Here is a 17,161-nt window from a genome sequence, read left to right as displayed (position 1 = left end):
GTCCATACATTAGTTATTATATACCAAAATCTTATAAATTTAAATAAAAAAATAAGAGTTATCTTTAAAATTATTTATAACTCTTATTTTTAGTATATTTTTTATTCTATTTTTAATATATTTTTTTATTCTGCAACATCTTTTACATCAGCATCTTCTGCTTCTTCCATATCTCTACTAACTGTATTTCGTTCATAGCTAATAGATGCAATTACTGAATTTAAATCATCTAATACTGATATTTCTGATGCCACTTCTAAATCCCCAAATTTATAAACAGATCCAACAGTTCCTGTACCTATATTAAAATCTATATATTTAGGTATTGAATCAACTGTACATTCAACCTTTACACTATCCTTTTCTTTTTGTAATACAATTCCCTTCTTATTTAGGAACTCTTCTCCTATATAATGAATTGGAACTGAAGAAACAACTTTTTCTGCTCCGTTTACTTCTTCTAAATCTAAATGAATAATTTTGTTAGTTACAGGATCTTTTTGAACTTCTTTAATTAATCCTTTATGTTTTTCTCCATCTAAACAAAAATCAAGAACTCCATGTTGCCCATTTCTTGCTACTTCATGAGCTAATTCAAGTTCTCCAACTTCAAATAATAAGTTCTTTATTGCCTTACCATATAAAACTCCTGGAACCTTTCCATTTTTTCTCGCTTTCTTTGCACTATTTGGAACATCTATAGATCTTCTATTAATTTCTAAATCTGACATTTCACATTACCTCCTGTTTTTAAACTCTCTTAGGTATTTTTGCCAAGAATTTAATAATTTATACATCTAACTTGCTAAATTATGTGTGTTTTTTACCTTACATACATTTTTAATAATATTTATAAAACTTTAAATAAACTACAAATTTATCAACTAATAATAATTTACTTTTTCCTATTTTTATATATTTTTATCTATTTTTTTCATCTTTATGCATATAATAATATTATTTGAGTTACTGTTTATAGTGATATATGGATTAGGTATTTATATAACTGCTATAGACAAATGTTTATTTTATGATAAAATTATGGGGTGGTATACTAAATAATTAGCAAAGGATGTGATTATTATAGTAATACAGCAGAAAAAAATTTCATAAAAGCGCCAGAACTTAAGTGAAGCTCTGAATTTTAATTCGGCACGCTGAACTTACTCAGTTTAATCTGAGTTTCCTTAATGAAAAGGAAACTCCTACTATCGTAGGAGCAAGTTCGCCTAACCAAATCGAAGATTGCTTTGGAAAAGGAAACTCCTACTATCGTAGGAGTAAGTTCGCCTAACCAAATCGAAGATTGTTTTGGAAAAGGAAACTCCTACTATCGTAGGAGTAAGTTCGCCTAACCAAATCGAAGATTGTTTTGGAAAAGGAAACTCCTACTATCGTAGGAGTAAGTTCGCCTAACCAAATCGAAGATTTGGAGGCTCACTTAAGTTGACGAGGATGGGGAGTATCGAATTCTTCGGCGGGTGCCCCACGGTATCGCACTACCGTTAACAACTAGTAAAACTACAAAGTGATTTGTAGCACAATCCTAGTTTGGTGTTAAAACCTTCATTGTGTTTTTAGAGGTCCTAGTATTAGTATACCCTTTTTAAATACTATCCTTTAATTATCATAATAAATCAAAGTAAAATAAAAATAATTTAATAATGGAAGGAAGATTTATTTATATGTGCGGAATAGTTGGTTATGTAGGAAATAGACAAGCGTCTAATTTATTAGTAGAAGGATTATCAAAATTAGAATATAGAGGATATGATTCTGCAGGAGTTGCCATTTTAAATAATGGAATTAATGTTAGAAAGTTTAAAGGACGTTTAAATAATTTAGCAACAAGCCTAAAGGAAAATCCTATAAACGGTCATATTGGAATTGGTCATACAAGATGGGCTACTCATGGTGAACCATCAGATGTTAATTCACATCCTCATACTACAGAAAATGCTACAATTAGTGTAGTTCACAATGGTATTATAGAAAACTATATGAAATTAAGAGAATGGTTAACTTCAAAAGGATATAAGTTCTTCTCTGAAACAGATACAGAAGTTATACCAAACTTAGTTGACTACTACTATGAAGGTGATTTATTTGAAGCAGTTGTTAAAGCAACTTCTAAACTTGAAGGAAGTTTTGCAATTGGAGTAATAGCTAAAAATGAACCTGATAAAATAGTTGCAGTTAGAAAAGATAGTCCTCTTATAGTTGGCTTAGGAAAGAATGAAAGCTTTATTGCTTCAGATATTCCTGCTGTATTAAACCATACAAGAGAAGTTTATTTATTAGAGGATAAAGAGTTTGCTATTTTAACATCAAATGGCGTTGAACTAAGAAATGAAGATGGAGAAAAAATTGAAAAGGAAATTTACCATGTTACTTGGAACATCGATGCAGCTGAAAAAGGTGGATTTGAAGATTTCATGTTAAAAGAAATTCATGAACAACCAAAAGCTGTTAAAGATACTTTAGCAGGTAAAATTGTCTTAGGAAAAGAAATAACAATAGATAATATAGCATTTACAAAGAAAGAGTTAGAAAACTTTGATAGAATTTATATAGTGGCTTGTGGAACTGCATACCATGCTGGTTTAGTTGGTAAAACAGTAATCGAAAAATTTGCTAAAATACCAGTAGAAGTTGATATAGCATCTGAGTTTAGATATAGAGATCCAATGATAACTGATAGAACATTAATAATCGTTGTATCTCAATCTGGTGAAACTGCTGACACTTTAGCTGTTTTAAGAGATGGTAAGAAACAAGGTGCTAGAGTTTTAGCTATAACTAATGTTGTAGGTTCATCTGTATCAAGAGAAGCTGATGATGTATTCTATACATTAGCTGGGCCTGAAATAGCTGTTGCTTCAACAAAGGCTTATGTTACTCAATTAGCAGCATTTTATATCTTAGGATTATATTTTGCTTCATTAAAAGGCACTATGTCAGATGAAGAAATCGAAGAAATTAAGACACATTTATTAGAGATACCAAATAAAATAGAAAAAGCATTAGGAATGAAAGATTCTCTTCAAAAATTTGCTTCTTCTCACTATAATCATAAAGATATGTATTTCTTAGGTAGAGGGCTTGACTATGCCGTTGCAATGGAAGGCTCATTAAAACTTAAAGAAATATCTTATATTCATTGTGATGCTTATGCTGGTGGTGAATTAAAACATGGTCCTATAGCTTTAATAGAAAAAAATACTGCAGTTATTACTCTTTTAACTCAAGAAGGACTAAAAGATAAAATGATTAGTAACGTTAGAGAAGTTTCTACAAGAGGTGGAAATATATTTGCAGTTGTAAATGAAGGCGATACTACTACTAAGGAAGTTGTTGATGACTTAGTTTATATACCAAAAACTATTGATATGTTAACTCCACTAGTAAGTGTTGTTCCACTACAATTAATTTCTTATTACGTTGCAAAACAAAAAGGCTGTGACGTTGATAAGCCAAGAAACCTAGCAAAATCTGTTACAGTTGAATAATAATAGAAAGGATACACAATATGTGTATCCTTTTTTTAGTTAAACAATTCAGTTATTTCTTCAGAACTTAAGCTACTTAAGAAACCTCCATTAGTATAATTTCCATCCATTATATCATTAATAATTTCTTTCTTACTTTCTTGTAGTTTAATTATCTTTTCTTCAATACTTCCCTTTGCGATAAGCTTAATAACTTCTACAACATTCTTTTGTCCAAATCTATGTGCTCTATCGGTTGCTTGGTCTTCAATAGCTGGATTCCACCATGGATCAAAATGAATAACAACATCTGCTGATGTTAGATTTAATCCTGTTCCTCCTGCTTTCAATGATATTAAAAATACTTTAACTTTGTTTGAATTATTAAATTCATTTACAAGCTGAACCCTTTCTGAAGCCTTCGTACCTCCATCTAAATAGAAATACTCAATCCCTTCTGCTTCAAAAATATTTTTTATACTATCAAGTACAGATGTAAATTGAGAGAATAATAATATCTTATGATTATTATTTATAAATTCATTTATTAGTTCTACAGTTATATCAATCTTACCACTTCCCCCAGTGTATCCTTCAACAAGTATACTTGGATCTAATGCAAGTTGTCTAAGCTTAGTTAAATAAGAGAAAATTGTGATCTTATCTTTAGTCACACCCTTTTCTCTCATTTTTATTTTAATATCATCTACATAAGATTTATAGACCTTCTTTTGCTCTTTAGTCATTTCAATTACATATCTTTTTTCAATTTTATCTGGCAACTCACTCATAACATCACTTTTTAATCTTCTAAGTATAAATGGTTTAATAAGCTTCTTTAATTCAGATGTTCCTTTTCCCATTTTAATAAATTTATCTTGGAATTTTCTTTTGGAATATAAATATCCAGGCATAATATAATCAAATAAAGACCACAATTCTAAAAGATTATTTTCAATTGGAGTTCCTGTTAATGCAAATTTTACCTTAGCGTTTAATTCTTTAACAACTTCACTACTTTGTGATAAAGGGTTTTTAATATTTTGAGCCTCATCAATTATACAATAATCAAAGTTAATACCTTCATATAAATTATAATCATTTCTTAATGTTCCATAAGTTGTAATTAACACATCATACTCATTAACATCTTCTTTTGTAAATGCTCTTTCTTCTTTGTTTCCATGGATTATCTTAATCTTCAAAGAAGGGGCAAACTTTTCAAATTCACTTTTCCAATTATAAATTAATGATGTTGGTGTTATTATGATACTTTTCTTTCCAAGTTCCGATAATAAAAATGTAATAGTCTGAAGTGTTTTTCCTAATCCCATTTCATCTGCTAAAATTCCACCAAATTCATAATAACTTAAAGTTTTAAACCACTTAAACCCTGTTAATTGATAATCTCTCAAAGTTGCTTTTAATTCTTTTGGCACTTCATAATTAACACTATTTAAATTTTCTATTTTATAAGAAATATGTTCTACTATATCTTTACCGTGTATAAAAGATAAATTATTTTCTTTTATGCTATTGTTGATAAATAATGCTTTGCTTTTATGTACCTTAATTTCATTAGATTCAATAATGGATTCTTCATTTAAGCTATCAATTAAATTAAATAATTTACTTACTTCTTCATCTTTTAAATCAATAAAACTTTCATCTTTTAACTTAAAAAATCTTCTATTGTCCTTAAAAGCAGCAATTATTTTCTTATATTCATCTTCACTAACATTTTCTATATTAAAAGAAAATTCTAAATAATTCCCTCTTCCTTCTGTAATAGAAGCATTCAACGATGAAGCTCCATAAATCCTTCTTTCTTTAAATCTATCAGAATAATATACAGTAGCTTTATCTTTTAATATTGATAAATCATCTGAAAGTAGCTCAAATAATTTTTCATCATCGCCGTTAAACATAAATACATCTTTACTTCTATAAAAAGCAAAATTATTTAATATTTTTTCTATTTCTTCTTCTTCATTTAAGTCTCTAATAACATACTCATTATCCTTTTCGCCTTTTATCATATTAAAATTTACGTCACCATAATAAATCTTAACTAAGGCCCAAGTTTTCTTCCTATCTCTATCTAAATATACTTCAAACCTTGGTTTTTCTTTAACTATACTTTTTTTAAGACTATCATCTATATTTATTTCATCACTTATAGTTTCAAATAAAGGTAAAACTTTATTAAACACTTCTTTCTTTTTATTATCTTTAAACACAATCACAGGAGCTTTTATAAATATATCATTTATAGTTTTATAATATTTTATTTGATTTTCACTAGGTAAATAAATATTATTCTCATAAAGATATACATCACCTTTATAATTTAATGGTTTTGGTACGTCTTCATTAGAAGAAATTTTAATTTCTCCGTTTTCTTCATTTATATTGAACTTTACCGGCAATTCTTCTTTAAGTACTTGTAGTTCAAGTGTAGTAACAGCTTCAGTGAATGTTATAAATTTATCCCCTACGCTGCTTAATAACCTTCTTAAAGCACTTTGAGGTATAAATAAAGACTTATTATTCCCAAATATACTGTTAGTAATTCTATTAATTGAATACTCCTTTTCAAAAGGTTCATTTAAAGATACATATTCTTCAATAAAATTTAAAATATTTTCATCTTCTTCTGAAAAATAATGTATTGATGGATCATATTTAAATTCTTTTCCATATGATAATGTTTTATTATATCTTCTAGCATTAATTAATTCTGCTATATTCTTAACAACATAATATTTTTTAGTCCCTATTTTCAAATCTAACTCATAGAAATATTTATATTTTGTTATATCCTTCTTAGTTAAATTTACTTGTATGCTAGCCCTTTCTTTATTACAGTTGTTTATTTTATTTATTACGCTAAGTAATTTATCTGAATAATCCTCATTTTCACTATCCAAATTATTTATTTTCTCTTTTTTAGCATTACTTTTTTCTTCAACTGCTGCTTCAAATTTATAAAACGTAGCCCCTATATGCTTACAAATATATGTTGAATTAAAATCACAATTATTTTCAAAATCTACGCAATTACATTCAGTATAAATTAACTCATTCTTTTTTAAGTCAAATGATAAATTTGTATTATAAACATTTAAATCATTTTCAGACATGACTTTCCCATATATATCTAAGGATCCATATTCTTTATCTGCTATAGATTTTATATCCAGTACTAATCCTTCTTTAAAACATTTCATTCCCCTATAAAGACGATTATTACTATCTTTTTTTAATATTAATGCGTTTAGCTGCGTCACATTCATCCTAAGTCACCTCATTAAATGAACTATTTTATATATTAACTTTATTTAGAGTTTATTCATTTCAATTATTCTAAAAAAGCACTATCAATTATTTTACCACATTTTTCACTAACTGATACATTATTTTAACAAAAAAGAATGTATCAAAATATCTTTATTTTGATACATTCAATAAATTTAAATGATTTCTTTATATGTTTCCTCTTTAAATCCTACTAATACTTTTTCTTCAGTGATTAATAATGGTCTTTTTACAAGCTTTCCATCACTTGCCAAAAGCTTAATCATTTCTTCTTGACTCATATCTTTCAACTTATCTTTTAAATTCATTTCTCGATATAAAACACCTGAAGTATTAAAGAATTTTTTAATTTCTAATCCACTTAACTTTATCCATTTACCTAATTCTTCTTCTGTAGGATTATTTAATACTATATCTCTATCTTCAAAATCTACATTATTTTCTGTTAAAAATTTCTTTGCTTTTCTACAAGTTGTACATTTAGGATATTCAATAAATAATTTTTTCATAAGTATCTCCTTTTTTCATTTTTTTATAATTCTATCACACTTATAATATAATAGTAAATAATAGTATAAATTTTATATTTTTATTTATGATTAATATTAGATAATTGTATATAATATATATATTAAAATTATTATTTTTTTAGTAAAAGGAGTTGATATCTTGGAAAATTCACTAAATAAAAATGAATCTCTTTTTAATATTATTAATACGTTGATAATCAATAGAAATTACATAGAAGCTGAAAATATATTAAACTCTACAACCAATAGGAATTCAGAGTATCATTATCTATATGGATTAATTTTAAAGAATAAGGCTTGGTTTGATGCAGCTTTACCTCACTTTAAAAAAGCAGTACTCTTATCACCAAACAATACCCAATATAAAGATGAACTTATTTCACTTATGGGCAGACATAGATATTATTCAGATGATTACTATAATAACAGTTATAGAAGAAGAAATCGTGGTTGTTCATGCTGCTGTTGTGATGATTGTTGTGATTGCTGTGACTGTGGTAATTTTAGCTGTTGTGACCTTATTTGTTTAGATCAATGCTGCGAATGTATGGGTGGAGACTTAATAGATTGTATTTAATATTATTTCTATTATTTTATTGAATCACTTATTTACATTAATGTGAATATATTATAATGATTTAACAATCTTTCTAAGGAGATTTAATATGAACCCTTATAAGGTACTAGGTGTACGACCTAATGCATCTTTAGATGAAATTAAAACAGCCTATGAATCCCTTGCAAATACCTATGATATAAATAGTTATGAAGGTTCTCTAGAAGAACCTCTTGCTGAAGATAAGCTTTCAGAGTTAAATACAGCCTATAATAGTTTAATTAATGAGTATAAATACAAAGATATACGTGAATTAATTGAAAAGCAACAATTTTTATCAGCTGAAACACAATTAAATTTAATTACTGATAAGTCATCTGCTGAATGGAACTATTTACAAGGCTTTGTATTATTAAAAAAAGGTTGGTTCAAAGCAGGAGTTAATCATATGAAGGTCGCTGCAGAACTTAATCCAGATAATGAGGAATATCAAGAGGCATTAATGGTTTTAGCTAAAAAAGTAAGACAAATGAAGGCAAATTATGCTCGTGCTATGCAAAGTAATGCAGCTGCACAAAATAATAATAACATGTGTGGCGGCGGTGGCGGAAACCAAGCTAATATGTGTGGCGGACAAGGATCTGGTGGCGGAATTGATCCAAATGTATTAAATATGTTGATGAATAATGCTGGTAATATGGGCGGTGCTAATCCTATGGGTGGAGGAGCTAATAACATGGCTGGTGCAGCTAATAATGCCAATCCTATGAATGGAGCAACTAATCCTTTAAATAATATGGCTGGCATGGCTAATAATATGGGTGGAAATCCAATGCAAAATATGCTACTCCAAAGTCTTTTAGGCGGTGGTGGTAATGGAATGAATATGTGTGGTAACGGCGGTGGTGGAATGTGCTAAAACATCGCTTAGACGTCCAAAACTATCTATGAAGCTATAAAGGAGTCTTATAATGTTTGGATACGTCACACCTCTTAAAAGCGAACTTAAAGTTAAAGAATTTGAATACTTTAGAAGCTATTATTGTGGCTTATGCAACGAAATTAAAAATCAATTTGGTAATATTCCTAGATTCTGCCTAAATTATGATTTAACTTTCATTGGTTTTATGTTAGATGGACTTTTTAGTGATCCTCTAAAATTAAAAGAGGTAAAATGTATACGCCATCCCGGTAAAAAACTTATTATTACTGCTGAATCCCAATGTTTAAATTATTGTGCAGACTTAAGTATATTACTATTTGATTATAAACTTAAAGATAATATAGAAGATGATAAAAGTATAAAAAGTAAGTTTTTTAAGCTACTTCTTTCACCCTCATCTAAAAAGAGTTTTAATAATTTAAATACAATAGCTGATAAAATATCAACTAATTTAAACCTAATTTCTAATTTTGAAAAGACAAAAGCCTTTTCTTCATTAGATGAAATATCTCATCCTTTTGGAGATATTATGGCATGTGTATTAAGTGATTTTCCGTATAAATTTGAAGAAGATAGTAAAATATTAAGGGATAACTTATATTCACTTGGATATTTTATTGGTAAATGGATTTATTTAATAGATGCTTTAGATGATTTAAAAGATGATATGTCTACAAATAATTTTAATCCTTATAATATTTTATATAACACCCAAAATTTATCTTACGAAGATTTAATATCTTACTGCATTGAGGATATTGATTTTTCTATTTTGAATAGCTTGGTTAATTGTAGTGAAATTTTAAAAAACATTCCATTTAAAAAACATTATAGTATAATTGAAAATGTTATTAATCTTGGAATGCTAAACAAATATTATGAGGTATTAAATAAATATCCTTTTATTAATATCAAAAAGATAAATACCAGTAGTTAACTACTGGTATTTTCTATATTATTTATTGTAAGCTACAATATCTCTTTTACTATCTACTATTACATTTCCCTCTTTATCTAATTCATATATTGATGTAACTGTAACTTTTTTTATGTCACCTTTTAAATCTTGAATTTTAGCTATAAAATAGCTTTTCACTCTTTTACTTATCTCTTGTGGCTCTTCTACTTCACTTGTAAAAGTACCTTCAGTAGTTTCTACAATAATTTGTGTTTTGTCATCTTTTGTTCCAAATATATAAGAATTGCTAGTATCATTATATAAATCTACACGAATTAAAGCTCCATCAAATAAAACAGCTTCTTTCATTAAATTTAAATTTAATTCCTTTTCTTTATTTGCAGGAACATCAAAATTTATACATTCACTTATTCCATCCGGTGAAATTGACCATCCATCCTCTTCTTTAATTAATGCATAAACATAATCTTCATTTGTTTCTTCACCATTAATTATTGCATTAATATTAACTACTGCTTTTTTTAAATTTTCATTAATCTCTTCTATACTTTTTGTAGTTGATGAATTAATAGTTGCATCTTTTCTGTTATTTTTAATCATATTTATTATTTTATTTGCATCATATCCTATATAATCTATATATTCATCAGAGTACAACTTAACCATTTCTTCAATATTATTTTCTGTATTATATTTATTAAATAATTCTAACACCTCTTCTGAAGTGCTAACTCTAACCATTTCTACTTTTTTCCCACAACCTATAAGCAAAATAGAAATAATAGAAACAAGGCACAATATCGTTAATAATCTTTTAATTTTTTTCATAAAAACTTCCTCACAATCCTAATTTTCTCTCACTAAGTATACAACATGTTGCAGGAAATTTCACTAATAATTACATAACTTACTTTGTAAATTTTTTAATTTATTTAAATGATTATCATAATCTTTAACTACACCATAAATATCATTTAAAATACTTTTTTCCATATTTTCATTTTCCTCAATAAATTTATTTGCATTTTTATTTCCCATTTCCATTGCTTTTATCGCATGTTCACAAACTTCACAGTCAGTATCTACAGGAATAAGCTTAATTTTTTCAAAAGCTTCTGCTATATTTCCTCTTATCCCCAATGAATCACTTGCATTTTCACCTAATTCTTCTATTCTATGTGTAATTGCTTCCTCATGTTTTTTAAATGATTCTATTATCTCTTTTAATGTGCTTTTTAACTCTAAATTTTCAGCTTTATCTAAATAATCCTTAAATGTAGCTCCTCCCATATGAACTCCTGTCAAAAATTTATTTAATTCCTTTATAACCTTATCTCTCATTTTTATCACCTCTATACTTTTTACATTATTTTTCCCATTATAAAAAATATTATTTATAAAATCATCAAAAAATTAAATATTTTTTATTAGTGTTTATACAAAAAAGGATATGCATTTCTGCATACCCTTTTTATTAATCTAAATCACGTATATAAAATCCTTTATTAAATACTTCTTTATCATATTTAATTTCAAGCTTATTACAAGCTCTAACATCTTTTTTATTAACTACGAATTTTATTCCACTAATTATAACTTCTTCATCTTCATCACTCTTAAAATCTGGATACAAATCATATGCTGGTCTTCCACATCCATAAAACACCTTTATTCTCACATACTCTTCCGAACTATTTTCTATAAGCTCATTTAATGCATTTTTTGCTTTTTCATCAAAAGTAAATTCCATTTTACTTCCTCCTAAGTATTTTTATAATAATATAATTTTACTTTGCACTACCTAAGTTAAATTCATCATGAAGCAATCTTATAGCATCTTTTACCTTACTAGTGTAAATTAAACACCATATTGTCATATTAGAATCTGTTGTTTGTAAAATTTCAATCTCATTACTAGTTAAAGTATTTATTATCCTTGCCATTACACCTGGAACACCATTCATACCAGCTCCTACTATAGCAATAGTACTACAGCCTTCAATTATAGTATATTTAATTTCAGCTTTTTTCATTATTTCATCAAGCTTTTTCTTCTCAGAAGCATCTATTGTGAACATTTGATGTTCAGGGAAAATGTTAATTAAATCTAAGCTTATATGATTTTTAGCAAGCAATTCTAATAAATTTTTATATGAACCTTTATCTCTATTATCTGATAATCTTACTCTAACCTGAATTCTATTATTTAAATGAGTAATTCCAGAAATTAATCTCTTTTCTTCTTCTGAAACACTACTCTTTATCACTGTACCTTTACAGTCATTCATTGTGTTTTTAATAACTAATGGTACATTTCCTTTCTTAGCTAATGCTACAGCCTTAGGATGTATTACTTTAGCACCATGATCAGCTAATTGAAATACTTCATTGTAAGAAATCTCATTTATAAGTGAAGCATCTTCAACAACCCTTGGATCAGCGGTCATAATTCCATCTACATCAGTATATATATCAATTTCTTTTGCTTTTAAAGCAACACCTAATATACACGCTGATGTATCACTGCCTCCTCTTCCTAATGTTGTGAAAAAGCCATCTTCAGTTACACCTTGAAATCCTGTAATAACCGGTACTTTGCCAGCTTCTAATACTTTCATTATATTAGTAGTATCAACTTTAATTGATTTCGCATCAGTAAAGTTATCATCAGTTATTATTCCCGCTTGACCTCCTGTCAATGGAACAGCAGTTATTCCGTGCTTATATAAATCATTGCACATTACTACAGAACTTATTATCTCTCCACAGCACATTAATAAATCCTGAGCACTTTTATTATTATCTTTAAAATTACTATCTACAAGTGATAATAGGCTATCTGTAGCATAGGGTTCTCCAAATCTCCCCATTGCCGATACAACTACTACTGGCTTTAAGCCACTTTCAATAGCTTTTCCTATTTTCTTTATTACTTGTTTTCTTCTTTCTTCTGTTGATACAGATGTTCCTCCGAACTTTTGCACTATAATATCCAAGGAATCTTCCCCCTTAAGTTTTCTAAGCTCTCGCTCTCTTTATCTTTCCTTCCTCAGCAGAGATTACTATGACATTAGTTCCCACTTTCGTTACACATTCCCATGGTATTTCAACGTATTCTTTGCTACCAAAGAAGCTAAACTTACCTGCACTAATACCAACCACCAGGAATTTAAGATATCCATCTTCATCTATTACAAAATCAATATTTGAAGCAGTATCATATTTTTCTGCACTTTCAAGATTAAAAATTTCATATCCTTCTAATTCACTTAAATTTCTTATCTTACTTTCTGGTTTCTTTTCATAATATTCAAAATCCTTCATGATAATTACCTCCTTGTTATACATAATATTATGCATCAGTTTGATAATATATTACTTTAAGGATTAGAACATAAAACCTTCAAATACCAACTTTACATAACTAATATATCAACTATATTTGCAACTTACAATAAAAACTTTTCATCAGTACTATTCTTATATGAAACTTTAGAATTTTCTAAAATTGTATTTAGTTTTTCTGCCTCAACACCTTGCCCAACAAAAGCTGTACTGATTATTCCTGGTTTAAAACATCTCTCCAATACATAGTTTATGTCATTTTGATCGATTTTGTTAATTCTATCAATAACATCTTCTTGAGTTTTTATCTTATTTTGTAATAAAAAGCATTTTGCATTAGCAAACATTCTTGATGACGTACTTTCTAACCCTAAAATATAATTTGCTTTTATTTTTTCTTTATTAATTTCTAATAATTCATTACTAATACCTTCTCTAGCAAATTTTTGCAATTGTTCGTTAATAACACTTATTGCTTTATCACAATACTTATTGCTTAATCCAGTGTAAATATTCATAGTCCCAACACCTAAGTAAGGTTGCATATATGAATAAATTGTATAACACAATCCTAATTCTTCTCTTACTTTTTGGAAAAGTATTGATGATGCTCCGCCTCCGAAAATATTATTTAATAATACTAATGAGTAGGATTTATCGTTAGCATATGGTAATCCATTTAGTCCAAGATTAATATGCACTTGTTCAATTTGCTTTTCACAATACTTACTATCATTTTTAAGTATAATATCTTCATATGTTGGTTTATAGATATCATCTTTACTCCATCCACCAAAATATTCCTCAATAAGTTTCCTTAATTCTTTTTCATCAAACTTACCACATATACTAAGTACTGAATTATATGGTGTATAATGAGTCCTAATATAATCCTTTATTTTCTTTCTATTAAAAGACCTAATTCTATCTGGTGTACCTAAAATTGGATAAGCTAACGAATTATTTCCAAAAATAGCTTCAGAATGTATTTCGTCTAATACATCTTCAGGATTATCTTGGCTCATATTAATTTCTTCAATTACTACACCTTTTTCCTTTTCAATTTCTTCTTCATCAAATTTAGAATTTAATAACATATCAGAAATTACTTCTAAACATAAATCTGCATGAGTATTTAAAGCCTTTATATAATAACAAGTAGTTTCCTTACTTGTATAAGCATTTATTTGCCCTCCAATGTTTTCAATCTCTTGAACTATTTCTTTTGCACTTCTTTTTTCTGTGCCCTTGAAAAACATATGTTCAATAAAGTGTGATATACCATTCTCATCTTTTGATTCATTTCTAGAACCATTTTGAACCATAATACCTACACTTATAGAATTGACATGTTCAATATATTCAGTAACTACTCTTAAACCATTATCTAATGTATATAAATTAAACATACTTACCTCCATTTTTATAAGTTTGCTTTTAGTTTATTTTAATCTTATCATATTTATTCTATATAGTAAAAAAAAGAGAATTATTCTTAATTCTCTTTTACTATTTCAATTATTCAGTTACTTCATCTGGTGGAAGTGCGTCTTTTCTTGAAAGATTTATTCTTCCTTGCGAATCTATTTCAGTAACCTTAACTAAAATCTCATCACCAACAGATACAACATCTTCAACTTTTTCTACTCTCTTTTTATCAAGCTTAGAAATATGACAAAGACCTTCTTTATTAGGTAATATTTCTATAAATGCCCCAAATGCAGCAATTTTAGTAACCTTACCTAAATAAACTTCACCTGCTTCAACCTCTTTAGTTAAGCCTTCAATGATTCTTATTGCTTCATTAACTCCATCATGATCTGGAGAAGAAACAAATACTGTACCATCTTCTTTAATATCAATTTTAACGCCAGTATCAGCTATTATTTTATTAATAACTTTTCCACCAGCTCCGATAACATCTCTAATCTTTTCTGGATCAATTGAAATAGTAGATGTCTTTGGTGCAAACTTAGAAACTTCTTTTTTTGGTTCTGGAATACATTCATTAATTTTATCTAAAATGTGTAATCTTGCTTTTCTTGCATTTTTAATTGCCGTTTCAATAACGTTAAAGCTTAATCCTTTAATTTTAGTATCAACCTGTATAGAAGTTATACCTTCAGTAGTTCCAGCTACCTTAAAGTCCATATCTCCAAAGAAGTCTTCGATTCCTTGAATATCAGTTAAAACTTCTTCTTCAGTTAAATCTTCTGATGTTATAAGTCCCATTGCAATACCTGCTGCTGGTCTCTTTATTGGAACACCTGCATCTAATAATGCTAATGTAGATCCACAAACAGAAGCTTGAGAAGTAGAACCATTTGAGCTTAATACTTCTGAAACTAATCTAATGGTATATGGGAATTCCTCTTCTGAAGGAATAAGTGGTTCTAAGGCTCTTTCTGCTAAAGCTCCATGACCTATTTCTCTTCTACCCGGCCCTCTTAATGGTCTTACTTCACCAACAGAGTAAGCTGGGAAATTATAGTGGTGCATATATCTCTTAGATTCTGTTTCACCTATACCATCTATAATTTGAATATCTCCAACAGCCCCTAAAGTAGCTACTGTCATAACTTGAGTTAATCCTCTTGTAAATAAACCTGTTCCATGAGTTCTTGGTAATAAATCAACTTCACAAGTTATTTTTCTTATTTCATCGAATGCTCTTCCATCAGGTCTTCTAGAGTGATTTAATAGCATATCTCTAACTACTTCTTTTTGCATGTTGTAGATTATTTCTTTAGCATCTCCAAAGTTATCTGGATACTTTTCTGCAAACTCTTCAGTAATTTTATCGTTTACTAAATCCATAGCTGCATTTCTTTCATCTTTATCAGTAATCCACATAGCTTCTTTAATCATTTCACCTGCAAATTCTTCTATATCTTTTGCAAGTTCTTCATTAGGTTTATATAAAACTGGTTCATCTTTCTTCTTACCAAACTTCGCCATAGCTTCTTCTTGGAAAGTAACAATTTCTTGGCACTTTTCAAAACCATATTCAATTGCACCTATCATTACGTCTTCAGGTATTTCATCTCCACCTGCTTCAATCATCATAACTCTTTCTTTTGTTGCACAAACAGTTAATTGAAGAATACTTTCTTCTCTTTCTTTAGATGTTGGATTTAAAACATAATTACCATCGATTAAACCAACTTGCACTGCTGCAACTGGTGTTGTAAAAGGAATACTTGATAGACATAATGCCATTGATGCTGCATTAATTGCTAGAATTTCTGGTAAGTTATCTTGTTCTACTGATACAACTGTACAAACCACTTGAACGTCATTTCTATATCCTTTTGGGAATAAAGGTCTTAATGGTCTATCTACAGCTCTTCCGAAAAGAATTGCGTTTTCTGAAGGTCTACCTTCTCTTTTTATAAATCCGCCAGGTATTTTACCTACAGCGTATAATCTTTCTTCGTATTCAACACTTAATGGGAAGAAATCAATCCCATCTCTTGGTTTTTCTGAAGCATTAACATTAGTTAAAATAACTGTATCTCCATAGCTCATAAAAATAGCTGCATTTGATAACATTCCAACTCTACCAAATTCAACTTTCATAGTTCTACCAGCTATATTTTTTTCTAGTACATTAGTCATTTAATAACCTCCCTTCAGGTTTTGCGGTTCTTCAATTTTAATTTTTTTAAAATAATAGAGCGGATAAAACCCGCTCTATAAAGACTATCTTCTTAAGCCTAATTGTGCTATTATTGCTCTGTATCTTTCGATATCTTGTGCAGCTAAGTAGTTTAAAAGACCTCTTCTTTGTCCAACCATCATTAAAAGACCTCTTCTTGAGTGGTGGTCTTTCTTGTGAACTTTTAAGTGTCCAGTTAATGAGTTGATTCTTTCAGTTAAAAGAGCGATTTGAACTTCTGGTGAACCAGTGTCTCCTTCGTGTCTTCCGTATTGTTTGATTAATTCTTGCTTTCTTATTGCGTCCATAATGACACCTCCAGTAATTTTATCCCCTATTTCCAGGAAAAGAGAAATCACCCTCAAATCTTAGAAGTAGGTTCTTCATGAAATATTATAGCAAAG

Annotated in this window: 15 protein-coding genes; 4 read left to right on the top strand and 11 right to left on the bottom strand. The window is 28.4% G+C overall.

Annotated elements, in window-relative coordinates:
- Nucleotides 1-125: 125 nt before the first annotated feature.
- Nucleotides 126-731 carry a 50S ribosomal protein L25 gene (locus tag TY07_RS00900; protein ID WP_042393901.1) on the bottom strand — a complete coding sequence of 202 codons (606 nt, stop codon included), beginning with the start codon at nucleotides 729-731 and terminating at the stop codon, nucleotides 126-128.
- Between the two features lie 954 nt (nucleotides 732-1,685).
- Between TY07_RS00900 and glmS the strand changes: the two genes are divergently transcribed.
- A complete protein-coding gene (gene glmS / locus TY07_RS00895; RefSeq protein ID WP_042393898.1) occupies nucleotides 1,686-3,509 on the top strand; it encodes a glutamine--fructose-6-phosphate transaminase (isomerizing) in 1,824 nt (607 codons plus the stop codon).
- Nucleotides 3,510-3,544: 35 nt separating this feature from the next.
- Here glmS and TY07_RS00890 read toward each other — a convergent pair whose 3' ends face one another.
- Together TY07_RS00890 and TY07_RS00885 are read right to left on the bottom strand one after the other, a co-directional pair.
- On the bottom strand, nucleotides 3,545-6,784 hold the full coding sequence (locus tag TY07_RS00890) for a DEAD/DEAH box helicase (protein WP_042393894.1): 3,240 nt from the start codon (nucleotides 6,782-6,784) through the stop codon (nucleotides 3,545-3,547).
- 177 nt (nucleotides 6,785-6,961) lie between these two features.
- Entirely contained in the window at nucleotides 6,962-7,315 is a 354-nt protein-coding gene (locus tag TY07_RS00885; RefSeq protein ID WP_042393891.1) for an arsenate reductase family protein, read from the bottom strand.
- Between the two features lie 160 nt (nucleotides 7,316-7,475).
- Between TY07_RS00885 and TY07_RS00880 the strand changes: the two genes are divergently transcribed.
- The 3 genes from TY07_RS00880 (at nucleotide 7,476) to TY07_RS00870 (ending at nucleotide 9,772) form a co-directional block, all read left to right on the top strand.
- Nucleotides 7,476-7,913 (top strand): tetratricopeptide repeat protein, encoded by a 438-nt coding sequence (locus tag TY07_RS00880; protein WP_242833212.1) that lies wholly within the window; start codon nucleotides 7,476-7,478, stop codon nucleotides 7,911-7,913.
- A gap of 88 nt (nucleotides 7,914-8,001) precedes the next feature.
- Nucleotides 8,002-8,811 (top strand): J domain-containing protein, encoded by an 810-nt coding sequence (locus TY07_RS17100; protein WP_052330566.1) that lies wholly within the window; start codon nucleotides 8,002-8,004, stop codon nucleotides 8,809-8,811.
- A gap of 52 nt (nucleotides 8,812-8,863) precedes the next feature.
- Entirely contained in the window at nucleotides 8,864-9,772 is a 909-nt protein-coding gene (locus tag TY07_RS00870) for a DUF5685 family protein (protein WP_042393885.1), read from the top strand.
- Nucleotides 9,773-9,790: 18 nt separating this feature from the next.
- Here the strand turns inward: TY07_RS00870 and TY07_RS00865 are convergent, their stop codons facing one another.
- The 8 genes from TY07_RS00865 to rpsO form a co-directional block, all read right to left on the bottom strand.
- On the bottom strand, nucleotides 9,791-10,582 hold the full coding sequence (locus TY07_RS00865; RefSeq protein ID WP_042393884.1) for a hypothetical protein: 792 nt from the start codon (nucleotides 10,580-10,582) through the stop codon (nucleotides 9,791-9,793).
- A gap of 63 nt (nucleotides 10,583-10,645) precedes the next feature.
- Nucleotides 10,646-11,095, bottom strand: a complete 450-nt coding sequence (locus TY07_RS00860) for a DUF2383 domain-containing protein (protein ID WP_042393879.1) — start codon at nucleotides 11,093-11,095, stop codon at nucleotides 10,646-10,648.
- Nucleotides 11,096-11,228: 133 nt separating this feature from the next.
- Nucleotides 11,229-11,504, bottom strand: coding sequence for an iron-sulfur cluster biosynthesis family protein (locus TY07_RS00855; RefSeq protein ID WP_042393876.1), 276 nt, complete (start codon nucleotides 11,502-11,504; stop codon nucleotides 11,229-11,231).
- 37 nt (nucleotides 11,505-11,541) lie between these two features.
- Nucleotides 11,542-12,750, bottom strand: coding sequence for an aspartate kinase (gene dapG, locus TY07_RS00850; RefSeq protein WP_042393875.1), 1,209 nt, complete (start codon nucleotides 12,748-12,750; stop codon nucleotides 11,542-11,544).
- 22 nt (nucleotides 12,751-12,772) lie between these two features.
- Nucleotides 12,773-13,078, bottom strand: coding sequence for a YlmC/YmxH family sporulation protein (locus TY07_RS00845; protein ID WP_042393872.1), 306 nt, complete (start codon nucleotides 13,076-13,078; stop codon nucleotides 12,773-12,775).
- A 125-nt stretch (nucleotides 13,079-13,203) separates the two neighbouring features.
- The gene (locus tag TY07_RS00840) at nucleotides 13,204-14,508 is read right to left on the bottom strand and encodes a M16 family metallopeptidase (protein WP_042393869.1); all 1,305 of its coding nucleotides are present in this window, start codon (nucleotides 14,506-14,508) and stop codon (nucleotides 13,204-13,206) included.
- Nucleotides 14,509-14,617: 109 nt separating this feature from the next.
- The gene (locus TY07_RS00835) at nucleotides 14,618-16,717 is read right to left on the bottom strand and encodes a polyribonucleotide nucleotidyltransferase (protein WP_042393864.1); all 2,100 of its coding nucleotides are present in this window, start codon (nucleotides 16,715-16,717) and stop codon (nucleotides 14,618-14,620) included.
- An 84-nt stretch (nucleotides 16,718-16,801) separates the two neighbouring features.
- Nucleotides 16,802-17,065, bottom strand: a complete 264-nt coding sequence (gene rpsO / locus TY07_RS00830) for a 30S ribosomal protein S15 (protein ID WP_042393862.1) — start codon at nucleotides 17,063-17,065, stop codon at nucleotides 16,802-16,804.
- Nucleotides 17,066-17,161: the final 96 nt, after the last annotated feature.

It is taken from the genome of Clostridium saudiense (assembly GCF_000577815.1).
GTDB classification, from domain to species: Bacteria; Bacillota; Clostridia; order Clostridiales; family Clostridiaceae; genus Clostridium; species Clostridium saudiense.
Note: the sequence above shows the minus strand (reverse complement) of the source record. Positions and strands in the feature narration are given on the sequence as shown.